At 53.8% G+C, this 13,013-nt stretch carries 12 protein-coding genes; 3 read left to right on the forward strand and 9 right to left on the reverse strand.

What is annotated here, in order from left to right:
- The 3 genes from ACA066_RS10645 to ACA066_RS10655 all read left to right on the forward strand — a co-directional run bounded on the left by ACA066_RS10645 (window position 1) and on the right by ACA066_RS10655 (window position 1,099).
- Window positions 1-243 carry a hypothetical protein gene (locus ACA066_RS10645; RefSeq protein WP_497699159.1) on the forward strand — a complete coding sequence of 81 codons (243 nt, stop codon included), beginning with the start codon at window positions 1-3 and terminating at the stop codon, window positions 241-243.
- An 11-nt stretch (window positions 244-254) separates the two neighbouring features.
- Window positions 255-428, forward strand: a complete 174-nt coding sequence (locus ACA066_RS10650; RefSeq protein ID WP_497699160.1) for a hypothetical protein — start codon at window positions 255-257, stop codon at window positions 426-428.
- Window positions 429-514: 86 nt separating this feature from the next.
- Complete coding sequence (locus ACA066_RS10655) at window positions 515-1,099, forward strand: hypothetical protein (RefSeq protein ID WP_497699161.1); 585 nt, start codon at window positions 515-517, stop codon at window positions 1,097-1,099.
- Between the two features lie 498 nt (window positions 1,100-1,597).
- Here ACA066_RS10655 and ACA066_RS10660 read toward each other — a convergent pair whose 3' ends face one another.
- The 9 genes from ACA066_RS10660 to ACA066_RS10700 form a co-directional block, all read right to left on the reverse strand.
- Window positions 1,598-2,671 carry a DUF6708 domain-containing protein gene (locus ACA066_RS10660; protein WP_497699162.1) on the reverse strand — a complete coding sequence of 358 codons (1,074 nt, stop codon included), beginning with the start codon at window positions 2,669-2,671 and terminating at the stop codon, window positions 1,598-1,600.
- A complete protein-coding gene (locus tag ACA066_RS10665; protein WP_497699163.1) occupies window positions 2,668-3,771 on the reverse strand; it encodes a DUF6708 domain-containing protein in 1,104 nt (367 codons plus the stop codon). Before ACA066_RS10665 ends, ACA066_RS10660 begins: the two co-directional genes overlap by 4 nt.
- A 27-nt stretch (window positions 3,772-3,798) precedes the next feature.
- The gene (locus ACA066_RS10670; RefSeq protein WP_497699164.1) at window positions 3,799-4,566 is read right to left on the reverse strand and encodes a DUF6708 domain-containing protein; all 768 of its coding nucleotides are present in this window, start codon (window positions 4,564-4,566) and stop codon (window positions 3,799-3,801) included.
- Window positions 4,521-4,847: a hypothetical protein gene (locus tag ACA066_RS10675; RefSeq protein ID WP_497699165.1), complete on the reverse strand. Its 327-nt coding sequence runs from the start codon at window positions 4,845-4,847 to the stop codon at window positions 4,521-4,523. Before ACA066_RS10675 ends, ACA066_RS10670 begins: the two co-directional genes overlap by 46 nt.
- A gap of 25 nt (window positions 4,848-4,872) precedes the next feature.
- A complete protein-coding gene (locus ACA066_RS10680; protein ID WP_497699166.1) occupies window positions 4,873-5,970 on the reverse strand; it encodes a DUF6708 domain-containing protein in 1,098 nt (365 codons plus the stop codon).
- Window positions 5,970-9,332 carry a toxin VasX gene (locus tag ACA066_RS10685; protein WP_497699167.1) on the reverse strand — a complete coding sequence of 1,121 codons (3,363 nt, stop codon included), beginning with the start codon at window positions 9,330-9,332 and terminating at the stop codon, window positions 5,970-5,972. Before ACA066_RS10685 ends, ACA066_RS10680 begins: the two co-directional genes overlap by 1 nt.
- Window positions 9,329-10,228: a DUF4123 domain-containing protein gene (locus tag ACA066_RS10690; protein ID WP_497699168.1), complete on the reverse strand. Its 900-nt coding sequence runs from the start codon at window positions 10,226-10,228 to the stop codon at window positions 9,329-9,331. Before ACA066_RS10690 ends, ACA066_RS10685 begins: the two co-directional genes overlap by 4 nt.
- Complete coding sequence (locus ACA066_RS10695) at window positions 10,221-12,263, reverse strand: type VI secretion system Vgr family protein (protein WP_497699169.1); 2,043 nt, start codon at window positions 12,261-12,263, stop codon at window positions 10,221-10,223. The genes ACA066_RS10690 and ACA066_RS10695 overlap by 8 nt, the downstream gene beginning before the upstream one ends.
- A 127-nt stretch (window positions 12,264-12,390) precedes the next feature.
- Window positions 12,391-12,906: an Hcp family type VI secretion system effector gene (locus ACA066_RS10700; protein WP_007919523.1), complete on the reverse strand. Its 516-nt coding sequence runs from the start codon at window positions 12,904-12,906 to the stop codon at window positions 12,391-12,393.
- Between the last annotated feature and the right edge of the window lie 107 nt (window positions 12,907-13,013).

Here is a 13,013-nt window from a genome sequence, read left to right on the forward strand (position 1 = left end):
ATGAGCGACGACCTAAAACCACCCGACCTTGCCTCGTGGCAGCGCCTGTTTGAAGACAAGGCCTACTGGCAGCAATCCCCCGACGCCCATTACGCCGAGCTGCTGCGCGTGGCTGACGATCTGTTGGGGCAGGGCGCCATCGACCTCGACCAGTGGCAGGCCCTGAAGGCCAAGGCCGATCAATCCCACAAAGACTCGCCTGCCGTGAACGTCGCCCACGAGGTCGACGACCCCGACGCCTGAGGAGAACCACCGTGAACCGCAAATCGCCTGACACCTCGGAACACCCCGACGAACCGCGTCCACCCGGAGAAGTCGAGCGCGACAACGACGCCCTGCGCCCCACTGATCCGACTCGCCGCAAGGACAGCGGCAAAGGCACCGAAAGCGGCGAATCCACCGCGCAAGAAACGGCGGAAAATCGCTGAACAGCGTCTATGCTCAGTGGCACGGACGGCGTTGAGCCTCGGTTCAGAGCCGTTCGCTGCCATTCATCACAGGGAACGTACCGCTTATGAAACTTCATGCACTGACCAAAGCCATCACCCTCGCCACCGTGTTGTCCGCCGCCAGTTTCAGCACCATGGCAGCGGATATTCCGCTGTCCGTCGCCGTAGAAGCCGACCAGGTCACGACCAAAGTCCTGGCCGTCGACGCCGCCAAGCATCAAGTTGTCCTTGAAGGTGCCGAAGGCCGTCAGGTTCATGTACAGCTCAGCGACAAGGCCAAGGACCTCGGCAACCTGAAGGTTGGGGATCAGGTCAAGGTCGAAGTCATCCACTCGGTCGCGGCGTTCCTCGACACTGACGTCGACAAAGGCCTGCCAGGTTCCACCGAACGTACCGGCGAAATCCGCGCGACAAAAGACAATCCCAACCCGGGCGGTGAAGCGTTCCGTCAGGTCCAGGTCCAGCTGAAAATCACTGACATCGACCTGAAGAAAAACCAGGTGACTTTCGAGAACCCGGCGGGTCAGTCTAAAACCGTCAACGTCGAGAAACCTGAAGTTCAGAAAAAACTGAAGGACTTGAAAGTAGGACAAAGCGTTGTCGTCACTTACACCGATGTATTGAAAGTGACCACCCAACACGAAAGTTGAGTATTGACTCTATAGTGCCGATTGTTCTTGTATAACTTTTTGTACAAGAATAATCGGCTTTTATGGTCGAACTGGTGAGTTTGGCGGGTGTATGTAAGTCATATTTGGGATGACATTCAATCACTGTTCGATAAATTTCATGTTATATGCGCGGACATATTCAAACAGTTCTACTAAAATACTCCTCGTTCGCCCAGTGGCAGGGCTCTTTACCGGTGCATGGATTGCCAAGGCCATTACACTGGGCGAACACCTTTTTCAGGTGTGCTGATCCGTTGGCAGAAAAGACTGTTCCGTCAACTGGTCTGGCGCTTCTCCCGCAAGCACTGCGCCGGCCCGAAAGACTCGTTTGAGCGTTTGCCGTTCCGCTACCTCAAACACACCTCCAAGCTGATCCGCAAACTTGGTAACTCCGACCTTGCGCCGCGTCGTCATTGGTTGTTGGAGGCGAGGGTATAAAAAACGGGCGATCAATGAGATCGTCCGTTTTTTTGGGTTTTACTCGGGGTTTATCCTGGTTTCGAAATACGCACTAAAGCTCTTGCCTTGGGCGAAGGCTTTTTCAATCCTGGCGCTTTGTATATTCAACTCAGCACTTGGCTTCACCCATTGCTCGGGTGGCAAGGGCCTGGACCAGTCTGAAACCGAGTCAGGCAGGCTTTTCATGCTGAAGCCATGATCCCACTCGGCAACCCAGTACGGGAATCGCCACCAAGTTATTGCATGCGAAAAATACCACCAGCCAACACCTAGCGCCGAGCGCTCGTTGTGCCGGTACTCCTCGTGCATATCGGCCCGTTCTTGATCGAAAGTATGGCGACCCTCGTAAGGCGCCTTGCCGGGGCAGTATTGCGGTCCCTTTTCCATATAGATGCGGATCGCTTCCCACGTACCGAGCCCATGGATAGGTGTCGCCACACCTTGATTCACAAAATGGACTTTGTCGGCCTTTGGGTCGTCGAACGCCATGCCGAAGGTGTAAGTGCTCATTGTGCCTACGCCGGTTGAGCCGGTGCTGACGGAGAGCCAGGAGACCAGTTCTTCCCATGGCTGGATGACGGGGTCGTCGGAGTTGTTGGGGAAGAAACAGACTTCGCGGCGTTGGCGGTTGAAGCGGATGGGGCGGGTGCGGGATTTGGTGAGTGTGGAGCTGATCACAACATACAGTCCTAAAACTGCTGCTCCTGCTGCTCCCCAAGCACCGATGACAGCGCCAGTGGCAAAAAACTCTATGAAAATGTAGATAAATGTTCGGCCGTAGGGATCTCCAATACTCATCAAACCAGCGATGGAAGGTCCTACTATCAAACTAACAATCAGCAAGAGCATTCCACTCGCGATCATAACCCTGGCTTGAAAAGCCTTATTGAAGTTGCTACTACCCACATCGAGATAAGTATCGTTGACCTCAAGAAAGCTTCCATCCAAGTCCATTGGCGTCTGCCCGGTAGGAATGGGTAAGGGTGAAAAGAACACTGCCTCGCCAGTGGCAAACCGTCGGGACTCACCAGCGACAGGACGCTGATTGCTCTGGTCCCGCCAATCACCGGGCTGTTTGATCTCTGCGCTCATAATGCCGAACTACCTGCGGACTCTTTTGCATCGGTTTTACTTAAGTTTGCGTTGAAGTACGTCATGAAATCTTGTCCCTGAGTAAAGGCTTTTTCGATCTTCACACTTTGCTCTTTTAAAGCTTGGCTTGGCTTCGCCCACTGCTCAGGCGGAAGAGGTTTAGACCACTCAGCAATGGATTCAGGTAGAGATTTCATGCTGAAACGATGGTCCCATTCCGCTACCCAGTACGGAAAACGCCACCAGGTGATCAGGTGTGTCAGGTACCACCAACCAACTCCTAAAGCGGAACGTTCGTTGTGATGGTATTCCTCGTGCATGTCTTGTCGTTCTTTATCGAAGGTGTGGCGACCCTCGTAGGGGGCTTTGCCAGGGCAGTACTCAGGTCCTTTTTCCATGTAGACACGTATGGCTTCCCATTTGCCTAGTCCATGAACAGGCGTCATGACCTCCTGTGTAAGAAAGTGCACCGTATCGGCCCTGGGATTATCTATGGCCATACCAAAGGTGTAGCTACTGATTACGCCTATTCCGGTGAATCCGGTGCTGACTGAGATCCACGCAACCGTGTCTTCCCAAGGCTGGATCACGGGTTCGTCGGAGCCGTTCGGGAAGTAACAGACCTCTCGGCGTTGACGGTTAAATCGGATGGGGCGGGTGCGGGCTTTGCTTCTTGTGGTGCTGATAATCGCGTACAGGCCAATCAGCGCCGCTCCCCCTCCACACCAGAGCGCTAGTGATAGTCCGAACTCAAAAAAATCGTTGAAGTAAAACCAAAAGCTTCTGCCAAATGGATTTATGAATGCTGCGAAGCCCATCAAGGTTGGGAGAATAAATAGACAAACGATAACTACGACTGTCGGGAGTGACACCGCTAATCGTGCTTGGAAAGACTTGGTGAGATTGCTGCTGCCCAAGTCCAGATAGGTGTCGTTGACTTCAACAAAACTACCGCCGAGATCCATTGGGATTTGCCCGGTAGGAACTGGTAGAGGAGAGAGGAACAATGCTTCGCCAGTGGGAAAACGACGAGTTTCCCCTGTGACAGGGCGCTGCTGTCGAATATCGAACTCGTTGTACTGCGGAGAGGTAGGTGTCATTCAGGATAACCATAAGGTGGGTTCGGCCTAGGACGCGCCCACGGCAGTCTCTTTATCCGTTTCGGCAAATTTTACCTTGAAGTAATCCAACAGGTTCTGCCCTTTGGCGAAGGCCTTCCGGATTTCAGCGCTCTCCTTGAGCAACGCTTCGCTCGGCTTAGCGTGTTGCTCGGCGGGGAGAGGTTTTGACCATTTCAGGACTTCTTTAGGGAAACCTGCTTTTGGCCGATTATTCACCCAGCCAGATAAGTAGCACGGTAGTGTCCAACCGCTAAAAAATTGTATTGTCAAAAAAACCCATACATAACGTAAAAATGAGTGATCTGCCCGATAGCTACGACGACACAGATGGAAGAATTCGACTGTGCCTTCTTCTAGTTCGTCCGATTGATCTGGGGGGAGGGCAGACATACCTTCCTCCATGTAGGCACGAATTGCCTCCCATTCAGAAACGGCAAGGCTCAAATTACTGCTCGGGATAACGGACCATAATACATTGCCCGTACTAGCATCTCGTAGGCCAATCATCAGTTTGTATTCTGGCATTACTGCATATTGGGTAGTGATTTTTCCCACTGATACACAAGCTATAACATCTTCCCAAGGTCCATATCGTGGTTTATGGCCCTTTTGAGGCACAAATACGACTTCGCGGCGCTGTCTGTTAAATCGGATAGGTGGGTGCGCGGAAACTTGTCGAGCGGCTTGATGGAAAAAATACAGATAGGTCAGCGCGATGGCGCCAATAATCAACCACAGTATAGGGTTGAAAAAAAAGCTGAACCAGCCACCCAAGAATGGCTCTGCATTTCTTCTAAGATAGGAGGCGAAAGCAGAGAAAAAAATAGCAAAGTCACAATAAGCATTATTGCGCCGATACCAATTCTAGCCATAAATTCAAAGTTGCCTTGCCCGACGGTAAAGTCTAAGAAGGTTTCATTGGTGTTGCGGTGTAGTTGGCGCGCGCTGAAAGGCAGCACTCCGGTAGGAACGGGCTTGGGTGACAGGTAGACAACCTCCAAGCCGGATTCGCTTTCGAAGTCTCCGGCATGAGGTAGTCGATCATATTTATGCATCAACGATGCGGCTCACCATTTCCATTCAGTTATTGACCGATTCTTCTGTATCGCTTTTGTTTAGATTCGCCTTGAAGTACGTCATGAAATCTTGTCCCTGAGCAAAGGCTTTTTCGATCTTCGCGCTTTGCTCTTTCAGAGCGGCGCTTGGTTTGACCCATTGTTCAATGGGTAACGGTTTGGACCACTCAGCAATGGATTCAGGTAGAGATTTCATGCTGAAACGGTGGTCCCATTCCGCTACCCAGTACGGAAAACGCCACCAGGTGATCAGGTGTGTCAGGTACCACCAACCAACTCCTGAAGCGGAACGTTCGTTGTGCTGGTATTCCTCGTGCATGTCTTGTCGTTCTCTATCGAAGGTGTCGCGACTCTCGTAGGGTGCTTTGCCAGGGCAGAACCCTGGACCTTTTTCCATATAGACCCGTATGGCTTCCCACTTACCCAAGCCATGAGCAGGAGTCATTACTCCTTGTCTAACAAAGTGCACTACGTCCGTTTTGGAGTCGTCGAACGCCATACCAAAGGTATAGGCGCTTGTCACTCCCACTCCAGTAACACCTGTACTGATTGAGAGCCAAGATACTGTCTCTTCCCATGGTTGAATGACGGGGACGTCGGAACCTTCGGGGAAGAAACAGATTTCACGCCGTTGGCGGTTGAATCGAATAGGGCGGGTGCGGGACTTCGCTCTAGTAGTGCTCAAGATAACGTAAGTACCCAGGAGCGCAGCTGTTCCTCCCCCCCAGATACTAAAGGTCACACCGAAATGGAACATGCCTGCTGCTCTGTCCCAAAAAGACTCGGAAAATGGATTTCCCCAGGTAGTAGATCCTGCAAGCAATGGTAGGACAATCAGGCATGAGAAAATGAACATCATACCGAGCCCAATCATTGCCCTAGCTTGGAAAGCCTTGCCGAAATTACTACTGCCTACGTCAAGGAATGTGTCATTCACCTCAACAAAGCTTCCGCCCAAATCCATGGGCGCGTTGCCCGTTGGTACCGGGAGCGGGGAGAGGAATAGTGCTTCACCTGTCGCGAATCTACGCTTCTCACCAGCCACAGGCCGTATTTTTTTGAGATTGAGATCGTCGCTGGATTGCTCATTAATTGAAGACATTAGGTTTGCCCGGCCTGTTTTGATGATTCGAGCACAGTCAGCGTGTCGGTGGTCACAATGATTGCTTGAGCGGTTGTATTTCGTGCGCTGAGAAACCCAGTTGTTGAGAATTCCTTCCCGCTTCCAACGTTAAGTGTCTTGGTTTCAAACATTATTTCCCGGTATTTTTGGGCTCCGGGGAGTGGATGGTATCGCAACTTAATGGCAAGACCGTGCTGGGCGTTGGCCTCATGTGCGAAAATTTCTAACCCCAGTTGCAGTGGCGCGTCTGGTGGGCTCAGTAAATTGAGTTGATATAACAAAGGTTCAGTCCAAGGCTCCCAGTCATTGCGCTGGAGATTGCTTGACCAATACGCGGTAAGGCCAAATCCAACATCATCCAGCTCTCGAATCGTGATATTTGGAATGCTAATTACGGCGATAGGTCTGTTGTTTATTTGTCTCAGACCGACCTGAGGGGTTGAAGTGATCTCCGCCAATTGCATGCGATCCTCTTGGAATCCGCGATTTTGGTTTTTCTTTCCCCACGCGCCCTGCTGAAGCCAGTTATCAAGCTTCGTTTTATTATTTCGGTTGTAAATCCACTCGCCACCTAGCTGCAACACCGTCAAGCCTAACCCTATTAAGTTGGCTCTCGCAGCAACGCTCAGAAGTTTGCCACCTGCTGTGACCCAAGCGACAGCTCTAGCTTGGCTAACATTTGAAGCCGCCTCAAACATATATTGCCCTGTACGTGCAACTGCCCAACCGTTAACGACGAACTGTCCAGAGTCGCCCGCAATTGTCATGCTGGCACCAGCCAGCTTTGCGCTATCTCCCGACCTCAAGGCTTCAGTCCAGCGAGCAACGGAGCCTTTTTCCCCATACAGACTTGTGGCTGCCGCCGCCATACCGAACCCGTAAGCGGCTAACCCCAGCCCCCCCGTGAGCTTTCCCATGCGCGCGGCTAGCTGAACTTTGCCGGCTGCACTTGAATAGTTGTTTTTGACTACGTTTAGAGTAGTGGCTGATATCCCCTGTGCAGCCGCAAAGCCTCCTCCGCTTGCAGAGAAGAACGCGTTGCCAAATGCGATGTAATCAGCTTTATCCCAGCTGGGTTTTCTTCTTAACTCTGAATAAACAGTGACGAAGCTAATTAATTGCACGACAAATACAGCTGACGCGAAGATGTCGCCTCCAGCGGATTGAAATATATCTTTTCCTAATCCTCTTACCTTATTGCCTGTGTTTAAGCGGTGATCTTCTGCCATTCGGTGGAATTCTGCTTCTTGGGCGCTGGTTAGGCCTTTAATTTTTATACTTGCTTTACTTGGGCCTTCGCCAACAGCAATCATTGCAGGCGCGATTTTTTGCTCTAGCGGGGCGACGGATTGCTGAACAGATTTACGCTGTGCGACCAAAGATCGATAGCTTCCCTTGGGGGCTCGACCTTTTCGTTCGTTAGCCAATGTCTCCCTGATCTTGTTTTTGAGCGAGGACATCTGCTGGCGGAGTTCGGTGAGTTTCGCCATGTCAGCTTCGAACGCATGAAGCTGGCTTGCAGAAGCAAACTCAAGAGTAATACCTTTTTTGCCAAATGTTCTTAGTACGTCGATCCATGCCGAGCCCGGGATATTTCGCAGAACTTTAGCTGGGTCTATTGCCCGGCCGTTGCGTAGTCCTTCTACAGCTTCTTCTAGAGCATTCGCCAAGCGGAGTTGTTTGGCAGGGTCATAAGCTGTATTTCGTGCTTGATCGAAAGTTATACCATCGTTGCTTAGATTGATTGATGTCGCGAGATCTTGGGTCAGGAGCGTTACGAACTCTCGGCTAATTTTTTGTAGTCCTTGGAAGTCTTTTGCTGAAAGAGGTATATCTCGAGCCGATTTTATTAAGGAGCCAATTTTCGCAAACAGATCCTTCTGATCGGTCAAACTTGCAGTAAAGAAGGTCGGAACTGTAAAGCCTGGCTCTTTTTCTATTAGGTCTGCAATCGCTTCGGTAGCCTTGTCGGTGCGACATATATCTCTCATGCATGCGTATTCAGTAGCAAGAGCCGATTCAAGTTGGGTTCCAAATTTTGGATCAAAATACCAAGCAGATTTATAGAAGCGCTTTTCGCATACTATTTTTATTCTGTCTTCAGTTATCAGATCCAGCCGCTTATTCCAACGGCTTAATTGTGCTCGCTGTTGTTTAAGAAAGGCTTCCATAGCCGGTCGGTCAATCAGGTCGTTGATACCTTCTTGTCCCATTTTTGCGCCATTGAGCGCTTCATGGGCATTGTCTTCGATAGTCTCGATCAGGTCTTCATACTTGGAATGCAAAGGCCCAAGACTCGTACGCATCCGCGACTTTGAAGCTGCAATAGCCCCACGATGCGTACCAGCGCCTGAATACTGGGTTTGATTTTTAACGTTGACGTAGTCGACGATGGATTGCCGTTGCTCTTCGCTTGTTTCGTCCTTGAGTTTGGCAAAACGCGGGTCGCCTTGGGCGGCATTCAGAATGGTTTCGCCGGTTACGGTGTACAACGATTCGATATAACAGCCAAACACATATTTTTTTTGATTGGCTTCAGCGTCACTCCAGTCACTGATCCAGCCAGTGACCAAATCCTGATGCTCGGCAAGATCGCGCAGCACGCCCAAGTCATCCTGCACGACCAGGTACAGATGGTCACGCTCGTTTTCCGCCTTAACTTGCTTTTTGAGCGCACCCAACTGGGTTTTCTTGAAGTGAGGTGTTTGTTCCCAGAGATAGTCTTTGCTTTCCTCAGGCTTGGCACCCGTAACCGCCGGCTCTTTACTCGGCTGCTCCGCAACCTCCGCAATCCACTTTTCCGCCTGACTCGGGGTCAGCAGATTAGCCGCGACTTTCTCCGGATCGGCCCTGGTCAGGTCCACTGCCTGCATGAAGTATTCACGCTCGGACTTGTGCTTGATGACCTGCGCGCATTTGGCGGCGGTCCATTGCACTTCGGAGTAGTTGACGTAGAGCTTGCTCGAACGCGGGAAGACCAGCACTGCTTCGCCCACGTTGCTTTCGCGTTTGTTGGCGGTGATTTCGCCTTTTTCCCACAGCAGTTGGGTCACGATGCCGTTCTGGATTCGGTATTCGTGCATGACGGCTTGAGGTTTCTTGTCGACGATGACGTAGAGCCAGCCGTCGCGGATCAAGCGAATGCCCAGTGGGCGTGAAGTGGTTTTGTAAGGCATCGCCAGGGCGCTGGATGGGTCGAGTCGTTCGACCAGACCGTAACGCAGAGGGATGAGCTGGATCTTGGCCTTCATCAGGGAGCAGCCGCCCATGGCGCACTTGCCGTCGTCCTGGCTTTTTGCAACGTTGTTCGGGCTTTTGCCGGCCGATGTTGGCGTGGTCATCCTTGGCTCCTGTGCAGGGTTTCAGCCCGTTCCTGGGCAATATCAGCGACCCGTTCGAGTCGCTGAGCGGGCGTTTGTTCCGACGGGGTCTTGAGTATTGCATCCAGGTCCGGATGCTCCTCCAGCACTCGCTCGCCGAGGAACCCATGAATGTTGGCGTATAGAGTGATGTCGAGTTCGGTGTTGAAGCCGCGATCGTACGAGGTCGATGCCAATGCGTGCAGGTGTTCCCAGCGCTGCAACGGCATCGATTGTGCCTGATAGGACGGAAAGTATTCGTGCATGTGTTGGTCGAGGCGCAGGACGATGCTGCGGAAATTCACTTCGTCCAGTTGGCTGAGTTGCTCGTCGCTCAAGCGGTAGCGTTTGCTGTGGTTGGGCTCGGGGGCTTTGCCCGGTTGCTGGTTGATGTGCCAGCAGCCCAGCGCCGCGTCGGCGGCGACGATCTGCGAGCAAGGTCCGAACAGGGTAGGGTCCTTGATACTCTCGGCGTGGCTGAGCAATGCGTGGGCGACGGCAGGGTCGGCGACGCGCAGCAGGACTTCTTCACCCTGAGGGTGCATGACGCTGGTCAGCCAGCGGAAGTGCTCGACCATTTGCGCCCAGGGTTGATCGCTGAACACCAGGTAGCCCCACTCTTGGCGGGGCTCAGCCAGAAACTTCGCGAGGATGGGATTGTTCTGGGTTTTTATCTGGACAAGGCACGGCGAAACGTCACCCAACTCGGCCCACTGCGTGCCGAGGTAGAGTGGCTCGAACACCGGATCGTCCGACCATTGATAAAGGTGCTGGGGCAGTTTTTCGACGCTGACGCCGTCCAGCAGCAATCCGACGGAGCCATTCCACGGCAATCCTTGAGGCAATCCGTTTTCCAGTGGCCAATCGGACTTAAGCATTTTGCGCCTCCAGTTTGGCCTTCTCGCAGATCGCGCAGATCGGCTTCTTCTGCATCAACGCTTGCCGCTGTGCCGGCACCAACAATTGCCCGGCCTTATCCGCATCCGCCTGCTTCAACGGCCCCGGCAACAACGGCGCCGCCCCCGTCCCGCTGCCCGGTCCGCCACCGGAGTTCATGTTGATCACAGGCCCGCTCAGGGTCACGCCGCCTGCATCGATCTTGATGAAGCTGCCGCCACCGATCAGTGTCAGCTCGCTCCCGGCTTCAAGCACCACTTTCATGCCGCTGCTCAGGTGGATTTCCTGGCCCGCCTCGATGAATTGCCCGGTGCCGATCTTGATGTGCTGGTTCACGCCCACGGTCAGGTGGTCGTTGGCGCGGGCTTCGACTTTGCGGTCCTCATAAACGGTGTGGTGTTCTTCCGCCTTGAATTCGCTGTAGCTGTTCTTCTCGACGGTGTCGTGGCGTTCGTTGCCGACGCGGATTTTCTGGTCGTGTTCGACGTTTTCGTCCCAGTCGCGCTGGGCGTGCAGGAAGATCTGTTCCTGGCCTTTCTTGTCTTCGATGCGCAGTTCGTTGAAGCCTGCGCCGCCCGGTGAGCTGAGGGTTTTGAAAGTGGTGCGGGTCTTGTTTGCCGGCAGGGCGTACGGGACGACGTTTTCCTTGTGGTACAGGCAGCCGCTGATCAGCGGTTGATCGGGGTCGCCTTCGAGGAAGGTGACGAGCACTTCCATGCCGATTCGCGGGATGGCGATGCCGCCGTAGTGCGCGCCGGCCCAGGCGGAGGAGACGCGCAGCCAGCAACTGGTCTTGTCGTCGGCCTGACCTTCGCGGTCCCAGTGGAATTGCACTTTGACGCGGCCGTACTGGTCGCAGTGGATTTCTTCACCTTTGGGGCCGGTGACCACGGCGCTCTGGCTGCCGAGGATGCGCGGTTTTTTCTGCGTCAGCGGCGGGCGGTTCGGTACGTCCCACGGTGTGGCCTGGAAGCGGTTGCGATAACCCTGGTGGAAATCGTCTTTCAGGTTAGTGGTGCTGCTGGTGACCGACTCTTCCAGCACTTGCGGCTGTTTGCCTTCGTGCAGGACCTCGGTCAGCAACCACAGGTCGTTCCATTTGGCTTTCGGATGTTGGGTCAGGGCCAGGAAGTGGCCGCTGACCAGCAACGGCTGATCGCTTTTGCCCTCGGCCAGCTGGAAGTCGCTGCGGTGACGTTCGAGAGCGCGTCTGGCCAGGTGCTTGCCGCGCTCGCGGTCGATGAAACGGCCGGGATAGTCATAGTCTTCGAGGTCGGGCAGGGCGTCGCCGCGGTTTTCACTTTCGAGGGTGATGCGCGGCTTTTCGAAGTCGTAGTCGCGGCGGGTGATGCGGCTGGTGCGGGTTTCCAGACGCAGGTCGAAGCGCTTGATCACCGGGTCGTTGGCGACCATGCCGGAGTCTTGCTGATAGGCCACCGGCGCGAGTTTCGGGAACACTGTCTGGTCATCGCCGAACACCAGTTTGTGGGCCGTGGCGCTGTGCTGGAAGTGGTAGTGAATACCTTCTTCCTCGCATAGGCGCTGGACGAATTGCAGGTCCGATTCATCGTACTGAACGCAGTAGATGCGCTCGGGATAAATCGCTCCGACCTTGAATTCGTAGGCATTGCTCTGGATGCCGTGTTCTTCGAGGACCAGGCCGATGATTTTCGGCACCGTGAGGTTCTGGAAGATGCGTTGGTTGATGCGATGCGCGAGGTAGGACAGTTGCGGGCGCAGGGTCACCGCGTAGCGGGTCAGGCGTTTGCCGGAATCACCCTGGGCGGCGCGATAGATCTGGCCATGAATGCCGCTGCCGTCGGGCGAGAGCTGCAAAAAGGCTGGTTTGTGCAGCAGCCTTTCGAGGTCCAGGGACGGCTTTTCACTGACCAGTTCCACCTCAAACACAAACGGCTGGCTGATGGCTTCCCGACCTTGCAGGGACAGGACCTGGAAGTCGTTGGAAAGACCTTCGATGGTCAGGGCAAAGTGAGTCTGATTGGCCGGCGCGAACATCCCTTGTTCCTCGTGTGTACTGCGGCGTTCGTCGACCGCAAGGCGGATCAACGCACGCGAAATTCTGGAGGGGCGTAAACAACATCGACCAGCAGAGCTGGCCGATGCTTGTAACGATCAGCCGTAATTAAACGACTGGAGCACGCCAGTCATCGGAACCCGAAGTACCGGATACTTCGTGGGTCCAGGTGATTTTGCGGTAGGTGAACTGCACTTCTTCCAGGTGGGTGAAGTGCGAGTTGCCTGGATCCTGGCAGTTGTGCATTTTGTTGTTGATGGCGACGATGATCGCGTCTTCCAGTTTGGTGGTGTAGTAGTGCTCTTGAGTGCCTTGAGCCGAAGTACGGAACCACTGGATGACGATTTCGCTCATGCGCTCGCCGGAGGTCAGAGCCGCCTGCAGCAGTGGCGAGGCCTTGTCGTATACCTTGGTGATCACGACTGGCTTGTGTACGCGCTGACCGGTCGGCTGGCCGGATTGCGGGTCACGCGGGATGATCACGTCGTGGCTGAAAGCCTGAACCATGACCTGGTCTTCGTGACCTTCCTGGTAGGTGTTGCCAACCGAGTCGGCGGTGAATGCGCCGGCAGTGATCAGACCTTGTTTTTCGCCAGTGACGGACATGTACGCTGGTGTTGCCATGGATGCTCTCCTTGCTGAATAAGTGAGGGTGCCCGGGAGGCGATATCGCCCGGTGGGTGCATGACTGTTATCAAGGTCCGTGCCATAAACGCTTAAAACCATATAAA

This window comes from Pseudomonas sp. LBUM1651 (assembly GCF_059716135.1).